Source organism: Kushneria halocnemicola (assembly GCF_965650455.1).
GTDB lineage: Bacteria > Pseudomonadota > Gammaproteobacteria > Pseudomonadales > Halomonadaceae > Kushneria.
In genome coordinates, this window is sequence record NZ_OZ287968.1 from 504753 (window position 1) to 520823 (window position 16071).

Here is a 16071-nt window from a genome sequence, read left to right on the forward strand (position 1 = left end):
ATCAGGTTGGTAGGGACGCTGCCTGACCAGAGAAGGGAGTGCCTTGCCGAAACCGGGCAAATCGATAAAAGTGACTCTGATGTCATGAGACATGCTTGACACATCTACGCTGCATGGGTAATATGCGCGCCACTCGGTGAGGCGAACCGGATACGTCCCATTCGTCTAGTGGTCCAGGACACCGCCCTTTCACGGCGGTAACAGGGGTTCGAACCCCCTATGGGACGCCACTCGCTTCATTGATGACCGGTGCGGGAATAGCTCAGTGGTAGAGCATCGCCTTGCCAAGGCGAGGGTCGGGAGTTCGAATCTCCTTTCCCGCTCCAATTTTGGTAGCGTAAAGCAGCAAAATCGTAAGCTGAAATTTCAGCCCGATCGATTTCCTTTTTCGCGCCAGATGCGTCCCGTTCGTCTAGTGGTCCAGGACACCGCCCTTTCACGGCGGTAACAGGGGTTCGAACCCCCTACGGGACGCCACTTCTTGTTTCAAGCGGGAATAGCTCAGTGGTAGAGCATCGCCTTGCCAAGGCGAGGGTCGGGAGTTCGAATCTCCTTTCCCGCTCCATTTTCGATTAAAGATCAAATAATCCGTATCATTGCCTGACAGACAGGTCTGATCGGTTTTTCTGATCGAGCCAATACGTCCCATTCGTCTAGTGGTCCAGGACACCGCCCTTTCACGGCGGTAACAGGGGTTCGAACCCCCTATGGGACGCCACCCGGCTTTCTTGTTTCCCCTTGCATATCGCTTTGATGTATCGCCCCTTGCACATTCATGCAGGGCAGGGTTTGTTGTCTGCTTTTTTGTAGCTGAGCAGTGCTGACCGCTGCGGGTTCGACTATTATTGCTGCCTGGCAAGACGCATCCCTGTCAGCGCCGGACCATGGCGTTTCAGCAAGGGATGCTTTCATTTCACCCCCTTTCGGGGCGTTTCTCTATCGCCGCCTTTTCTGCCCTGTCCTGACGGGGTGAGGTAGCACACCTTCTGGTACGTGCATTTGCGGCGATATTTTCGATCGTCATGGAGTTCTGACTGTGCCTGCTGCCCTCTCCATAAGAGGCCTTACCAAGGTTTACGACAATAGCTTTCACGCCCTCAAGGGTATCGATCTGGAAGTGCCCCAGGGCGATTTCTTCGCGCTTTTGGGTCCCAACGGCGCCGGCAAGTCCACAACGCTTGGGGTGGTCAGTTCGCTGGTGCGCAAAACCGCAGGCGAGGTGTCGATCTATGGCATCGACGTTGACCGTGATTTTGCCCGTGCCCGCTACCATCTTGGTGTCGTACCCCAGGAATTCAACTTCAACCAGTTTGAAAAGGTTGAAGATATCGTGCTGACCCAGGCCGGCTATTACGGCATTCCGCGCCGTCAGGCCGAGGAGCGCGCTCATCAGCTGCTGGAGGATCTCGGGCTGTGGGACAAGCGCCACGACGCAGCGCGAATGCTCTCCGGCGGGATGAAGCGACGTCTGATGATCGCGCGTGCCCTGATTCATCGGCCGAAACTGTTGATTCTCGATGAGCCCACGGCCGGTGTGGATATCGAGCTGCGCCGCAGCATGTGGGAGTACATGAAGCGCATCAACGAGCAGGAAGGCACCACCATCATCCTGACGACGCACTATCTGGAAGAGGCGGAAAGCCTGTGTCGCAATATCGCCATCATCAATCACGGCGAAATCGTGCACAACACCAGTATGCGAGAGCTTCTGGGACAGCTTAGTCGCGAGACCTTCGTGCTGGATCTGGCCTCACCGGTAGCGCAGTGTCCGGTCATCGAAGGCTTTGACGTGGAACGCCTTGATGACTCTCAGCTGACGCTGTCGGTCGACAAGGGGCAGCGCATCAACGACGCCTTTGCGCGACTGAGCGAGCAGAATATCGAGGTGGTCTCGATGCGCAATCGTGCCAACCGGCTCGAGGAGCTTTTTGTGCGAATGGTGGAAGGCAGCAACAGGACAGAAGGGCAGCAGGGAGGCATTCGCTGATGAACGCTCGACAAAAGCTGGTGGCGCTATGGACCATCGTGCGCAGCGAGATTCGCCGTTTCATGCGGATCTGGCCGCAGACGCTGCTGCCGCCCTCCATCACGATGACGATGTATTTCATCATCTTCGGCAACCTGATCGGTTCACGTATCGGCCAGATGGATGGGGTCGATTATATGGATTACATCGTGCCCGGTTTGATCATGATGTCGGTCATTACCAACAGCTACTCCAACGTGGCGTCCTCGTTTTTTGGCAGCAAGTTTCAGCGCAGCGTCGAAGAGATGATCATCTCGCCCATGCCCAACTGGCTGGTGCTGTCGGGATTTGTGATCGGCGGTGCCGCGCGCGGGCTGGCAGTGGGCATTATCGTGACCGCCGTGTCGCTTTTTTTCACCGATCTGCAGATTCAGCATCCGATTCTGACCGTGCTGGTAGTGATCATGACGGCCGTGCTCTTTTCCATCGGCGGCTTTATCAATGCGCTGCTGGGCAAGAAGTTTGACGACATCTCGATCGTGCCCATTTTCGTGCTGACCCCGCTGACCTATCTGGGGGGCGTGTTCTATTCGATTCACACCCTTCCGGAGTTCTGGCAGAACGTTTCCCTGATCAATCCGATTCTGTATATGGTCAACACGTTCCGATACGGTATTCTTGGCGTTTCCGATATCAATGTTGGCGCAGCTGTCGGAGCCATCGCGGTGTTTATCGTGATTTTCTTCTCCGCGGCCATATGGCTGCTGCGCCGTGGCAAGGGGCTGCGTAGCTGATCATGAGCGACGACCTGACAGATGCACCACTGGGGCAGACCAGTGCCTACATCACCGAGTACGACCCGTCACTGCTGTATCCCATCGCGCGCAGTGTCAATCGGGCGTCGCTGGATCTTGACGAGGACGATCTGCCCTTCGAGGGAGAAGACGAGTGGCAGGCCTTTGAGCTCTCCTGGCTGACGCCGACCGGCAAGCCGGTAGTAGCCATTGCCCGCTTTCGAGTGCCTGCCGGCTCGACTCACCTGATCGAGTCCAAGTCCTGGAAGCTCTATCTCAATAGCTTCAACCAGACCCGATTTGCTTCTTCCGTTGAGGTGCGCCGGGTACTCAGGCAGGACCTGTCGCGGGTGGTGGATGCCGAAGTGGAAGTCACGCTGTTTGGCGTGGATGACATGGCACTGGCCCCCGGGCGCTTGCCCGGTCTCTGCCTGGACGATCTCGAGGTCGAAGTCGATACCTATCAGCCTGATCCCGAGCTGATCATCACCGACAACGAGATTGTCGAAGAGACCGTGCACTCGCACCTGCTCAAGTCCAACTGCCCGGTTACCGGTCAGCCCGATTGGGGCAGCGTGCTGATTCGCTACCGCGGTCCGGCGCTCGATCATCATGCGCTTTTGGCCTATATCATCTCCTTTCGCGAGCATCAGGAGTTTCACGAGCACTGCGTCGAGCGCATGTTCATGGACCTTTTGCGCGAGGCCGAGCCGGACCAGCTGTTGGTCATGGCGCGCTACGTGCGCCGCGGCGGACTGGATATCAGCCCCTGGCGGTCACTGCCCGGCGAGACCCCGATCAAGACACTGCGCTTGATGCGTCAGTGAGACAGGAGATGCACATGGATGCCACGGCACTGCTTCTGGACCGTCAGTCCCACGGCAAGCTGGACGGGCCGGCGCCTACCGCCGAGCAGATGTCGATGATCTATCGCGCCGCTTTGCGGGCGCCGGATCACGGTGAGCTTCGTCCGTGGCGCTTTGTGGAGTACACAGGCGCCGGGCGTGAGACGCTCGGCGCGCTGTTTGCGCGTGCCGAGCAGGCGGATAACCCTGACGTCAGCGACAAAACGCTCGACAAGGCGCGCAGTAAACCTCTGCGAGCGCCGGTGGTCATTGCCGTTGTGGCGGCTGTAAAAGCCAACCACAAGGTGCCGCGAATCGAGCAGGTCATTTCGGCCGGCTGTGCGGCACATGCCATGCTTTATGCCGCGCATGCTCAGGGGTTGGGTGCCATGTGGCGTACGGGAGATTTTGCCCATCATCGGCATGTGCATCAGGCGATGGGGCTTGGTCGGGACGATGAGCTCGTGGGGTTTTTATACCTGGGTCATTGTGTCCGGGGCGATCGATCCCTGAAATCGCTCGATCCTGCCGATTTTGTCGAACGTATCAGCACTTAGGCGCATCCGTGCTTGCAATTACCAAGCCATCATGTCAGGATGTGCGCCGTTCTCGCAGGTAATCCTGCGCGGATGACAATGCGGAGGGGTGTCCGAGTGGTCGAAGGAGCACGCCTGGAAAGTGTGTAAGCCGCAAGGCTTCGAGGGTTCGAATCCCTCCCCCTCCGCCACAAATTCAGAATGAGCCGGCTCCTGTAGCCGGCTTTTTCGTGTCTGGAAGACTGGACCGGACGACAGGGCGTTTCCGGCGCGCTGAAGAGCAGGGCGTTTCGCCGTTGAGGATTTCGTACTCGAGACACCCTGGCAAAAAAATCAGGCCAATACCTGGTTGTCCTTTTTGTGTCTTCACGCCCAGCGCGACCAGAGTAATAAGGTTGTTACCGGTGGCGTAACGAAAATCCTCCTGTCCGACAGCGCGTTTCCGGTCCATTCTTGAGAAGCAGACAGATGACTCGGGAGAGACCATGCGTTATTTCTTCAACTATCAGTACCTTCCAAAGGGCGCTGAGCAGCCGGTTGATACCGGCGACGCCGTTCAGATTACCGACGAGCAAACGGCGAAGCCGCCGACTCTGCCGGCCGTGGGTGATTACGTGCGCATCAACCATGTTGGTGTCGAGGAAAAAAGCTTCGCCGGTCGGGTGAAAAGTCGCCTGTTTGAGTATCAGGTTAGTGATGAACAGTCGGATCTTCATCGCTGCATGATCAATGTCGTTGTGGAAGAAACCGACGATGACTGGGGAAAGCTGATCAAGTAGCAAAGGCGGGGCAAGACTCTGGGGCGCTCGGTGATTCACCGAGCGCCTTTTTCATGCATCGACCTCTGATCTGTTTCTCGAGTCCTAACGGCTAACGTCGACCACCAGTCGGCCACGGACCCTGCCGGCAAGAAGGTCGTCAGCGGCGCTGATGGCGTTTGAAAGACCGATTTCTCTGGTTGTGGTGTCAAGCATATCGGTATCGATCTCGCTGGCCAGTCGCGACCAGGCCGTTTGGCGCTCTGTCTGGGGTCTTGTAACGCTGTTGATGCCCAAAAGCGTGACGCCCCTTAAAATGAACGGTGCCACGGTGGCCGGAAACTCCATTCCCTGAGCCAGACCGCAGGCAGCGACCAGCCCGTTTTCATGCGTGTGAGCGCAGGCATTGGCCAGCGTATGGCTGCCTGCCGAGTCGATCACGCCTGCCCAGCGTGTCTTGCCCAGAGGTCTACCCGGTGCAGAGAGCTCATCGCGATGAATGATCTCCGAGGCACCCAGCGCCTTGAGGTAGTTTTGCTCTTCGGTGCGCCCGGTGGCGGCAACCACTCGGTAGCCTTGCCCTGCCAGCAGCATGATGGCGAAGGTGCCTACGCCGCCGCTGGCGCCAGTGACAAGCACGTCGCCCTGATCGGGTGTCAGGCCGTGGCGTTCCAGCGCCATGACACTCAGCATGGCCGTGTATCCTGCGGTACCGATCGACATGGCCTGTCTGGCATTCAGGTTGTCAGGGAGGCGTGTCAGCCAGGCAGAGTTTACGCGCGCCTTCTGTGCCAGCCCGCCCCAGTGCTTTTCACCAATGCCCCAACCGTTGACCAGTACGCGATCACCGGGTGACCAGTCAGCGCTGTCGCTGTGCTCTATCACGCCGGCAAGGTCGATGCCGGGCACCATCGGAAATTGACGCACGACTGCGCCCCGGCCCGTCATGGCCAGGGCGTCCTTGTAATTGAGCGTGCTCCAGTCGATACGCACCTGCACGTTCCCTTCAGGTAGCGTCTCAGGGGCGAGCTCGGTCACCGCTGCATTCGTGGATTGATCTTCTGCCCTGGTAATCACGATGGCACGAAACATGACGCTCTCCTTTGTCGGCTAACTCCAAAAGGGTATCACTACCGAAAGCCATGACGGTGATGAGCGTTTGTTGAGGCAGCTATTGCGACCCGGGCCGGCAGCCGGCCCGAGAGGTTAGCAAACGGTGTGGATGATGACGGTGTATTCAAACGGTAACGCTTTGTGTGACCTTGACGTGTATCAAATATCGCTAAACAGGATGTCGGATACTTGTCCTCGGGCAGGACGCCTGGACGGTCACGGAAAACCTTCTGCACAGGGATGTGTCCGCTTTTGCATCTTTTCAAGCGGCTTTTGAGGCAGAGGCAGACACGCTGTAAATTTCAGGCATAAAAAAAGGCCGGCTGCGAGGGTGCGTGGCCGGCCTGAAAATAACGTCGTGGTTGTTCACCACCAACGTGACTATATTGTTACATAATGTGTTGCTTTTGGTAACTAAAGTTTAGTTAGAGATCCCTGGCCTGTGTGCCTTGATCGATTCCAGTGATCCAGAGCGTTTATCCCGATCAAGCGTGACCATGAAACATTCCGGGTCGACCGCGCTTGTTCTTGTTTTTGTCCAAAAGCCTTTCCTGAACGATCGTACGCGCTCTGTTGACCAGCTGTTCCTGGAAAAGTACGCAGACCACCACGACCCCTGCCAGAAAGAATGGATACATCCAGAGCTCCCTCGTTTGTTCGCCAGCCAGACTCAGCAGTGACGATACGGAAACAGGTGCCTGGGTGGTGAACATTTCGATGGCGCCAAGTATCAGCTTCTCGATCTTGGAAGAAATCATGTTGAGCGGGGTGTGCAGGGCGAAGATGGAAAGCGATGCCACGCCCAGCCGTGTGGCCACCTTTGCCTGAGCGGTATTGCTGTCGGGCTGAAACCAGGCGCACATCAGCACCAGCAGCAGCTGTGAGGGCAACAGCAGACCGTTGTGAAGCAGGTAGTACCAGCCGCCCCTGACTTCGGCATGTATCCAGGCGCTCAAGGCAAAGCAGCCCACAATGAAGCCCAGCGAAATCAGTGTGCCGCGCGCACTGAAAAGCGATGCCATCAGCAGCTTGTGACGCAGATAGATCTGGTGCAGCACAACGCCTGCCAGAAACTCCGGAAGACGAAGCAACGGATTCCGATGCATGATGCCATGTGCCACCACGTTGTCATTGGTCCCCGTCATGAACATGTAAAGCGCCGGCAGAGCGTAGATGAGACCGATGGCAACCAGTGCCAGCAGCGGGCGATGAATGCGCGCCAGAGCGGGCCCGATAAAGGGAAACACCAGATAAAAGAAAAACAGGGCCGAAAGCGACCAGGTTGCAAAGTTGAATGTGGTGTAAAACGGGCTCCACGCATGCATGAGGCTGACATGCAGCAGGATATTGCTTATAAAGCCGCCCATGCCAAGCATATGCGAGGCAATATTGCCGCCTTCTGCCCAGTCATTGGTATTGGGCGTCACCGTGATCTGCGTGATGCCACCGGCATTGGCAACCACCAGCGGCAAAACAATGATCAGCGCCAGAATATGGATAGGGTAAAGCGAAGCGAAGCGTTTGATCCAGAAGCGCTTGTAGTCGAGATTACGGCCCTGGTTTCTGCCAATGTAGACGTGCGCCAACAAAAACCCGGACAGTACGAAGAAGGTGCTCGTGGAATAAAATCCCAGACTCATGCTGCTATAAATCCATTGTACGGCCTTGATGTCGCCATACTCCTTGAGGGTATGGAAAAGCACCAGATAGATCGCCAGTGCGAAACGCAACCAGTCAAGAGCAATAAATTTTTCCCGATGCATATAGCGAGCACTCCACTTTTGGGCTTGTGGTGACGGGTATGTCAGCAAGATTGTTACTTAATGATTGTTTAAGTCATACAACGTAACTTGTAGGTTTACGTTAACGGATAGCCTGCGCTTTATGAATGCCCGCTCTGTGCCATGGTGCGCGCCCGCATGGCCGCATTAAGACTCATATAAAAGCTCGAACACATCGGCATAGTGGCAAGGCGTTAAATAGTCGGTAGCTATCAGGATTTGTCTGGCGCAAGTTGTGGCGAGAGGCAGGAAACAGGCGCCTTTGTTAGACTCGTTATCACGACATTGACGTGGTCGGGCCTGATGGTCCGGCTCGCAAAGAGACGGGAGCGCGACAGTGAAACTAGGAATTATTGGTCTGGGCAGAATGGGCGGCAATATTACTCGCCGTCTGATGGACGCCGGTCACGAATGCGCCGTATTCGATACCAGCGATGAAGCACGAAACGCGCTTCAAAAGGATGGGGCCGAAAGTGCGGACTCCCTCAAGGCGCTGGTGGAAAAACTGCCCGCGCCGCGCAGCATCTGGTTGATGTTGCCGGCAGGAGAGATTACCGAGTCCACCATCAGTCAGCTGTCCGACCTGCTTGAGCCGGGTGATACGTTGATCGAAGGCGGCAATGCCTTTTTCAAGGACGATGTGCGTCGCGCCCGTGAGCTCGGCGAAAAGGATCTTCACTACGTTGATGTTGGTGTTTCCGGCGGCGTATGGGGTCGTGAGCGCGGCTACTGCCTGATGATCGGTGGCGAAAAGGAGATCGTTGATCGACTTGATCCCATTTTCCAGACCCTGGCGCCGGGCACCGGTGATATCGACAAGACGCCCGGGCGCGAAGGCGAGCGTTTTGACGGCCGTGCCGAAGAAGGTTATCTGCACTGCGGTCCGGTCGGTTCCGGTCACTTTGTCAAAATGGTTCACAACGGTATCGAATACGGCATGATGCAGGCCTATGCCGAAGGCTTTGATATCCTCAAAAACCGTAATCTTGAGACCCTTCCCGAAGGCGAGCGCTATGAGCTTGACCTGGCGGATATCGCCGAGCTCTGGCGTCGCGGCAGCGTTATCTCCTCCTGGCTTCTGGATCTGACCTCGATCGCCCTGTCTGAAGATCATGAGCTGACGCAGTATAGTGGTGAGGTCAACGACTCCGGTGAAGGGCGCTGGACCATCGAGGCGGCCATTGAAGAGGCCGTGCCTGCCAATGTGCTGACCAGCGCCCTCTTTACGCGATTTCGTTCGCGCAGCGATAATACGTATGGCGAGAAGCTGCTTTCTGCCATGCGCCAGCAGTTTGGTGGTCATGTGGAAACACCCGTGCCACCCGCCGACTAGGGTTTTGACAGGTTCAGTGAACAGGGGCCGCTTTTGCGGCCCCTTTCTTTTTGATTGAAAGGCCCATGCAGTGTTTGATGAAGAGATGAAAAGCGAATGAATCACTGGGATGTAGTGGTCATCGGTGCCGGTGCCGCAGGCATGATGTGCGCCCTGCAGGCCGGTTATCGCGGCAAACGGGTCCTGTTGCTCGATCACGTCAAGCGCCCCGGCAAGAAGATCCTGATGTCGGGCGGCGGGCGATGCAATTTCACCAATATGGCGACGGCTCCCGGCCATTTTTTCTCGCGCAACCCGCACTTCACCATTTCGGCACTAAAGCGCTATACGCCGAATGATTTCGTGGAAATGGTCGAGCGTCACGGTATTGAGCCGATCGAAAAGGCGCCGGGTCAGCTTTTTTGTGACGATTCCAGCCAGCCGATCGTGGACATGCTTTTGACCGAATGTCAGTGGGCCGGGGTCGAGCTCAGGGTGTCGACATCCATCAACAGTGTGGATGCCGGAGATGAAGGTGTTGTGCTGTCGACCTCGACCGGCCGAGTGTTGGCGGACAAGCTGGTCATTGCCACCGGTGGACTCTCTATCCCGACGCTGGGCGCGACCGGCTTTGCCTATGACCTTGCTCGTCAGTACGGGCTTGATGTGATCACGCCTCGTCCGGCACTGGTGCCGCTGACGCTGGATATGCCCTGGAAGGAGCGCATGGCGGCGCTATCGGGGGTCTCTGCACCGACCATCGTGCGATGTGGGGAGGGGCGCTATCGTGATGCCACGCTGCTGACGCATCGTGGGCTTTCGGGGCCTGCTATTTTGCAGGCATCGAGTCACTGGCAGGGCGGTGAGACGGTTCACATCAACTGGTTGCCTGATGTGGATGATCTGGCTGCCACGCTCAAGGGGGTGCGTCAGGATGCGCCCAAAAGAACGCTTGGTGGCTGGCTGGGCGAGCATCTGCCAAAACGGCTGGCTCAGGCGCTGGAAGAGTGGCTGGGGCTGTCCGGCGTCATGGCGGACTACAGCAACCGGAAACTCGAAACGCTGTCGCAACAGATTGCGGACTTTACGATCAAACCGGCAGGCACCGAAGGGTGGCGAACGGCAGAAGTTACCATTGGGGGGATCGATACCCGTGCCATTTCATCGAAAAGTTTTGCGGTTCATGACCGGCCAAGACTGCACTTTATCGGTGAAGCTCTGGACGTTACGGGGCAGCTGGGCGGGTTCAACTTTCAGTGGGCGTGGGCATCGGGATATGCCTGTGCGCAGGAACTATAGAACCTGCGCACAGGGAAACGCTGTTGTTGCAACAACATGATCATGTCTAGCGACCGATCATCTTTCTGGCGCGCCGTGCCATCGTATAAACCACGACAGATCGCTTGAACAGTCGGCCGACTCGTCCCTTGTTGCGTGACAACAGGGTAACGAGAAGTCCTGAGCCAAGCAGAATGGGGCCCTTGTAACGAGTAATCTGCTGCCAGCCATGATCGATCGGGGCCGTTGCTTCGCGCCAGTCACGCACGGCGCTTGTGATCTGAAGGCGCTCCTGCATGATGCGCTGTTCAAAACGATGGCGCCGGGCTGCCAGTTCATCTTTCTTCATGGCGTTCTCCCACACGGGTGTGGTCGATACGAGTCTGATCCAGCAGTTCCTTGTCTTCGCTAAAGCGTGCAAGCGTTGAACGCAAAAGGCTTGGCTCACGCGAAATGGAGCGCACACGCAAGGCGACGAGAAGACCTGAAAGGATCAATACGCCGGCTGCAATGCCGATGGCCAGCAGGCGATGGTCCTGCCAGAAGGCCACAATGATCAGCAGCATCAGCATGCCGATGCCAAAGGCAAACAGCATCAGAGCGATGCCCGAGAGCAACAGCAGAGAAAAGAGCCTGGCGCGTTCTTCCTGAAGCTCTATAACGGCAAGACGCAGACGCGTCTCGCCGGTATCCAGAAGATTTCGTAGAAGACGCCGGGCGACCAGAATAATGCGTTCGGCCGGGCCGCTACCGGAAGACATCAGCTGCGACCGAGGATCAGGCCTACCACGACACCCAGTGCTGCGCCATAGCCGACACTTTTCCAGGGGTTGCTGCGCACGTATTCGTCAGCGCATTCCATGCTGTCCTGCGCCTGATGACGAACGCGTTCGCCACTGGCCGACAGCCGCTCACGAGTTTCCACGAGCTTGGCTTCTGCGCGTTCACGAAGGCGGGCCACGTTTTCACGAGAGTCGTCGGCAGTCGCGTGCATCAACTCCTCAATGGTGCTGGACAGTTGACGCAGATCCTCGCGCAGCTGCTCCTGGCTTTCGTTTTCATTACCCTTGATAGGCTTCATGGCCATGCTATGTCCCTCCGTTGACAATAAAGTTGCCTCATCATCATAGCAGCCTGGGCGTTGGCATCAACGTAAACATTATGTGTCGATTAACGCCGTTATATGGTGTCCGGGATACCCAGAAATGAGGTGTTAAGCGAAAAGCCGAGGCCGATCCGGCGATTATAGTGATTATAATCGATAAGACTTTCCCCATAGCCTTCGTAGTACTGTAAAAAGCCGCGAATCTTGCCATGCAACGGGAACGAGTAATCGATCTGATTGCCGTAATTGCCCTTGGCCGGATTGCCACGGGCAAGCCAGCTGATTTCATGCTGATTGCTGAAAAGATAACTTGTCGTAATGTCGGCATAGCCAACGTAATTTTCGATATCCGGATTGTCATCGTCGTTTGCGGATTCGGGAATGCGCCAGAAGGGCGCCACGGAAACGGTCCAGTTGCCCGTTTGCCAGATGCTATCGACATAGATGCGGTTCCAGCTGCGTGACAGCGGATCCGAGCGGCCGTTGGACTGATGGACCAAGCCGACACGATTGGCCGTATTGGTCCAGCTGCCAAGCGTTGTGCTGTTGTCGAAACTCATGAAAAGTTCCGGCTCATAATTGGTTTCGCGAAAAGGTGACGAGGCATCGCCATTGAAGGCCTGCCACCAGGAGCGCTGGGTGTAGGCAAAATAGAGATCGCCGTTATCACCAAAAACGTCGTCGATCAGTCCTACCTTGACGCTGAACTGGAACTTTACCTCGCCACGGTCAATATCGCTGTCTTCGGTAATTTCTCTGAAAGCATCGGCGTTGGGCCGGGCGTTATAGGTGTAGGGCATCAGGTAATTACGCTTGTATACCGTGATCGCGACCGGATTCATCGTCGCTTGGCGCTCGAGCGCTTCTCTTTCCTTGTCCCGTTGCATGGCGACGGTATCGGTATCGTTTTCTGCGGCACCGGCCAGCGCGCTGCCTGTCATGAGTCCCACGAGCAAAGACTTCACTACCAGACGTTGAACACAATGAGTCATATAGATCCATTCCAGAGGTGACAGACGTCGTGATGAGCTTATCATGGCGCCCTGAATTCGACATGTTTGATAACACCAGCGGCCCGGTCGAGATGGCCTTGATTATCGGCAGTGGCGGATAGTGTTTTAGTTATTTCCAGGTAGATCGATATTATGTCTACACCGGAAGTTCTAATCCAGAGATGTTCGTTCATGTGGGGTATGGCCAGCGTGGTAACACCCGTCAAGGCCTCGGCATACCGAGGCGTGTTGATTTTAATGGTATTGATGCTGTGGCTGGCAACGCCCTGGGCGATGGCCGGTGAGCAGGGGATGGCGTCTCGTCAGTCCATTGATGAGCAGATACAACAGCTCGAAGGCAATGAACCGCGCAGCGCGGCGGATCAGCAGGCGCTGGAGACGCTGAACAAAACGCTTGAAGCGCTTGAGGCGTTGGAAAACACGCAAAGGGAGCAGGCAGCCCTCGAAAATCGGGTCAATCAGGCCGACCGACAGCGGCGCCAGTATCAAAATCAGCTTCAGGGGCTGGAAAGTGACCAGTTGCTGGACAGTGAGGCGCTTGGCAACAGCTCGCTGGAACAGCTCGAGCAGCGACTGGGCAACATCTTCGAGGATCTCAAGCGCCAGCAGGAGCAGCTCAGCGAGGTCAACCGCGCCCTGATCAGCGCTCAGACCCTGCCGGAACGGGTGCAGGCCACCATCAGCGATGCCCGCCGCGAGCAGCAAAAGCTCAGCGATTCGATGGATTCCGGCGATGGCGATGCGCCGAGCAGCGAACGGCGCCAGCTCATCAATGTGCGTATGGCGCTGCTGGATGCCCGGATCGAGCTGGGCCAGCGCCAGCTCGCCAACAGTACGATTTTGCGTGACGTCAATCAGATGCACCGCGAGCTTCTGGTGCGCCAGATCGATATCAACCAGAACGCGCTGCTGGTGCTGCAGGAAGCCATCAGTCAAAAGCGTCGGGATGCTTCCGAGCAGGCCATCGCCGAAGCTGCCCACATGGGGGACAACGACCGGATCAGCGACCCTGTGGTAGATGAAGCCCGTGCACAGAACCAGGCGCTGGCCCGGGAGCTTTTGCGCACCACGGATCGCGCCAATACGATGATTCGCGATGGCATCAACACCCGGGCCCGTCTTGAGCAGGTGCGTCAGGTTGAGCGCACGCTCAACGAGCAGATTCAGGCCCTGCGTGGCAGTCTTTTGCTGTCACGCGTGCTGCGCCAGCAGCGTGGATCACTGCCGAATGTCGAGAATCAGCGCAGTCTGCAGGAAGAAATCGGCGATCTGCGCCTGCGCCAGTTCGATATCGGCCAGTCGCGCCAGGCGCTGGCCAACCCGTCACGCTATATCGAGGATCAGCTTGAACGCGAAGAGCCTCTGTCGGCTCGAGCACATCAGGCGTTACTGCAGACACTGGAAATGCGCCGTGATCTGCTTGATCAGCTCGACCGGGAATACGGCAATCTGCTGAGCCGGGCGATCGATGTCCAGCTCAACCAGCAGCAGCTTCTAGACATCAGCCGCTCGGTACGCGACACCATCGAAGAGCAGCTGTTCTGGGTCGCCAACGGGCAGCCGCTGGGGCTGTCATGGCTGGCCGATCTCCCGGAGCGCCTGGGGGATCAGCTGCTGGGCGGAGAGTGGCTTCAGACGCTGGGATCGCTGTGGGTACTGCCCTCGCCGCGGGCGCTGCTGGTGGTGCCGCTGTTGATCGTGGCCGGCCTGATGGCCTTTTTCCGAAGGCGTATCAAGGCCTATCTGCTGGAGCTGCATAACCAGATCGGTCGTCTCAAGCGCGACACGCAGCTGCACACTCCCCGGGCGATCGTGCTCAACCTGGTGCTGTCTTCAACGCTTCCCCTGATGCTTTTGACGGTGGGTCTTGCCCTGTGGCTAGGGGGAGAGGGCTTTGCCGTGTCGCTGGGACGGGCGCTGCTGCAGCTGGCGCTGGCGCTGCAGGTCTTTGGTCTTATCCGGCGTCTGCTGGTGCCGGATGGCGTGGCGACCCGTCATTTCCACTGGCCGGCGCCCTACGTTGACCGGCTGCGACGCAATATTTTCTGGCTGGGCTGCAGCGTGGCGCCCGTCGTTGTGGTGGCAAGCATCGCCGAGCAGGCCGATAGCCGGCTGGCGGAACAGCCGCTGGCGCTGTTGATCATGCTGGTGGGACTGATGGGCATGAGCGTTTTCATGCTGCGTCTGATTCTTGCCCATGTGCCCTGGATGGGCGTGCGTCTTTTCCGGCTGCTGCTGGGTGTCACGCTTGCCATGGTGCCGCTGGCGCTGATCGGCATGATCCTCTTTGGCTACGAATATACGGCGCTGCGCCTGTGCGGGCGCTTTATTCTGACGCTTTATATTCTGGCGCTGTGGCTTTTGGTGGAGGCCACTGTGGTCAGGGGGCTGGCGGTCGCGGCAAGACGTCTGGCCTATCGACGCGCCGTGACGCGTCGTCGGGCCCAGGGGCGCGACAGCGCTGCAGAAAGCGGTGTGGAGGTGGTCGAGGAGCCGCCGCTGGATATGGAGCAGGTCAACCAGCAGTCGCTGCGCCTGTCCAAGCTGATTCTGTTTTTGATCTTTATCAGCGTGCTGTATCTGGTCTGGGCCGATCTTCTGGGCGTACTTTCCTATCTCGATAACGTCAGCATCGGTCAGATCGAGGAGGGCGATGCGGCCGGTGGCGCCGTCAACGTGGTCACGCTGGCCGATGTGCTGACGGCGCTTTTTATTCTTGGATTGATGATGATCATGGCGCGCAACCTGCCGGGGCTTTTGGAGGTCATGGTGCTCTCCCGGCTCAATCTCAAGCAGGGCAGCGCCTATGCGGTCACCTCGCTTTTGTCCTACACCATCGTCGGCAGTGGCATCGTGGCCGCGCTGGGCACGCTGGGCGTGACCTGGGACAAGCTTCAGTGGCTGGTGGCCGCCCTGTCCCTCGGTCTGGGTTTCGGGTTGCAGGAGATTTTTGCCAACTTCATTTCGGGTCTGATCATTTTGTTCGAACGGCCCATCCGTATTGGCGACACCATTACGCTGGGCAACCTGCACGGCACGGTCAGCCGGATTCGCATTCGTGCCACCACGGTCACGGATTTTGATCGCAAGGAGATCATCATCCCCAACAAGACCTTCGTTATCGATCAGCTGATCAACTGGTCGCTGAGTGACAACATCACGCGCGTGGTACTGACCTTCGGGGTGTCTCACGGCAGCGATCTTGACCTGGCCCATCGGATTTTGCGTCGCATTGCCGATGAGCACCCGAAGGTGCTGACAGATCCCGAGCCGCAGGTGTTCTGCATGGCCTACAGCCAGGACGCCTTCAACTTCGAGCTGCGAGTGTTCGTCAACGAGCTGATCGACCGGCTGGTGGTTACCGACGAGATCAACCGCCGGGTTGATGCCGAGTTTCGAACCAGCGGTCTGCGCGTGGCCTTTCAGCAGATGGATGTGTGGCTGCACAACGAAGAGGGCGAAAAGCGTCTCGTACAGCAGCGAGCAGTGCAGGACGGGCGTCCATCACCGCATGCCAGCAGCGCACACGACGGGGATCCGGGCGATGTTTCGCCCGGTGAGCTGCCCTGA

General features: G+C 57.5%; 14 protein-coding genes and 6 tRNA genes. 14 read left to right on the forward strand and 6 right to left on the reverse strand.

The genetic code is table 11. From position 1 onward, the window contains the following. Nucleotides 1-154: 154 nt before the first annotated feature. The 11 genes from ACS92L_RS02130 (at nucleotide 155) to ACS92L_RS02180 (ending at nucleotide 4920) form a co-directional block, all read left to right on the forward strand. Nucleotides 155-230, forward strand: a tRNA-Glu gene (locus tag ACS92L_RS02130). 21 nt (nucleotides 231-251) lie between these two features. Beyond that, nucleotides 252-326 (forward strand) — tRNA-Gly (locus ACS92L_RS02135). 75 nt (nucleotides 327-401) lie between these two features. Then, nucleotides 402-477: transfer RNA gene (locus ACS92L_RS02140), tRNA-Glu, on the forward strand. 13 nt (nucleotides 478-490) lie between these two features. Next, nucleotides 491-565: transfer RNA gene (locus tag ACS92L_RS02145), tRNA-Gly, on the forward strand. A 77-nt stretch (nucleotides 566-642) separates the two neighbouring features. Then, nucleotides 643-718: transfer RNA gene (locus ACS92L_RS02150), tRNA-Glu, on the forward strand. 318 nt (nucleotides 719-1036) lie between these two features. Next, the gene (locus tag ACS92L_RS02155; RefSeq protein ID WP_438766697.1) at nucleotides 1037-1987 is read left to right on the forward strand and encodes an ABC transporter ATP-binding protein; all 951 of its coding nucleotides are present in this window, start codon (nucleotides 1037-1039) and stop codon (nucleotides 1985-1987) included. Continuing rightward, a complete protein-coding gene (locus ACS92L_RS02160) occupies nucleotides 1987-2760 on the forward strand; it encodes an ABC transporter permease (protein ID WP_438766698.1) in 774 nt (257 codons plus the stop codon). The genes ACS92L_RS02155 and ACS92L_RS02160 overlap by 1 nt, the downstream gene beginning before the upstream one ends. A gap of 2 nt (nucleotides 2761-2762) precedes the next feature. Continuing rightward, a complete protein-coding gene (queF, locus tag ACS92L_RS02165; RefSeq protein ID WP_438766700.1) occupies nucleotides 2763-3587 on the forward strand; it encodes an NADPH-dependent 7-cyano-7-deazaguanine reductase QueF in 825 nt (274 codons plus the stop codon). A gap of 14 nt (nucleotides 3588-3601) precedes the next feature. After that, nucleotides 3602-4162 carry an NAD(P)H nitroreductase gene (locus tag ACS92L_RS02170; RefSeq protein ID WP_438766701.1) on the forward strand — a complete coding sequence of 187 codons (561 nt, stop codon included), beginning with the start codon at nucleotides 3602-3604 and terminating at the stop codon, nucleotides 4160-4162. Between the two features lie 82 nt (nucleotides 4163-4244). After that, nucleotides 4245-4332: transfer RNA gene (locus ACS92L_RS02175), tRNA-Ser, on the forward strand. Between the two features lie 294 nt (nucleotides 4333-4626). Then, on the forward strand, nucleotides 4627-4920 hold the full coding sequence (locus ACS92L_RS02180; protein WP_438766702.1) for a hypothetical protein: 294 nt from the start codon (nucleotides 4627-4629) through the stop codon (nucleotides 4918-4920). Nucleotides 4921-5004: 84 nt separating this feature from the next. On the opposite strand, the gene acuI is transcribed toward ACS92L_RS02180, so the two are convergent. Continuing rightward, the gene (gene acuI, locus ACS92L_RS02185; RefSeq protein WP_438766703.1) at nucleotides 5005-5991 is read right to left on the reverse strand and encodes an acrylyl-CoA reductase (NADPH); all 987 of its coding nucleotides are present in this window, start codon (nucleotides 5989-5991) and stop codon (nucleotides 5005-5007) included. A 506-nt stretch (nucleotides 5992-6497) separates the two neighbouring features. Continuing rightward, nucleotides 6498-7775, reverse strand: coding sequence for an acyltransferase family protein (locus tag ACS92L_RS02190; RefSeq protein ID WP_438766704.1), 1278 nt, complete (start codon nucleotides 7773-7775; stop codon nucleotides 6498-6500). A 355-nt stretch (nucleotides 7776-8130) separates the two neighbouring features. Between ACS92L_RS02190 and gnd the strand changes: the two genes are divergently transcribed. Together gnd and ACS92L_RS02200 are read left to right on the forward strand one after the other, a co-directional pair. After that, nucleotides 8131-9126: a phosphogluconate dehydrogenase (NAD(+)-dependent, decarboxylating) gene (gene gnd / locus ACS92L_RS02195; RefSeq protein ID WP_438766705.1), complete on the forward strand. Its 996-nt coding sequence runs from the start codon at nucleotides 8131-8133 to the stop codon at nucleotides 9124-9126. 96 nt (nucleotides 9127-9222) lie between these two features. Further along, nucleotides 9223-10404, forward strand: a complete 1182-nt coding sequence (locus ACS92L_RS02200; protein WP_438766706.1) for an NAD(P)/FAD-dependent oxidoreductase — start codon at nucleotides 9223-9225, stop codon at nucleotides 10402-10404. A gap of 46 nt (nucleotides 10405-10450) precedes the next feature. On the opposite strand, the gene ACS92L_RS02205 is transcribed toward ACS92L_RS02200, so the two are convergent. The 4 genes from ACS92L_RS02205 to ACS92L_RS02220 form a co-directional block, all read right to left on the reverse strand. Beyond that, nucleotides 10451-10732, reverse strand: a complete 282-nt coding sequence (locus ACS92L_RS02205) for a YqjK family protein (RefSeq protein ID WP_438766707.1) — start codon at nucleotides 10730-10732, stop codon at nucleotides 10451-10453. Further along, entirely contained in the window at nucleotides 10719-11144 is a 426-nt protein-coding gene (locus ACS92L_RS02210) for a phage holin family protein (RefSeq protein ID WP_438766709.1), read from the reverse strand. The genes ACS92L_RS02205 and ACS92L_RS02210 overlap by 14 nt, the downstream gene beginning before the upstream one ends. Further along, nucleotides 11144-11470, reverse strand: a complete 327-nt coding sequence (locus tag ACS92L_RS02215) for a DUF883 family protein (RefSeq protein WP_438766710.1) — start codon at nucleotides 11468-11470, stop codon at nucleotides 11144-11146. Before ACS92L_RS02215 ends, ACS92L_RS02210 begins: the two co-directional genes overlap by 1 nt. Before the next feature lie 92 nt (nucleotides 11471-11562). After that, the gene (locus ACS92L_RS02220; RefSeq protein ID WP_438768385.1) at nucleotides 11563-12429 is read right to left on the reverse strand and encodes a phospholipase A; all 867 of its coding nucleotides are present in this window, start codon (nucleotides 12427-12429) and stop codon (nucleotides 11563-11565) included. Nucleotides 12430-12672: 243 nt separating this feature from the next. Here ACS92L_RS02220 and mscK point away from each other — a divergent pair, with 243 nt between their 5' ends. Further along, a complete protein-coding gene (gene mscK, locus ACS92L_RS02225; protein WP_438766711.1) occupies nucleotides 12673-16071 on the forward strand; it encodes a mechanosensitive channel MscK in 3399 nt (1132 codons plus the stop codon).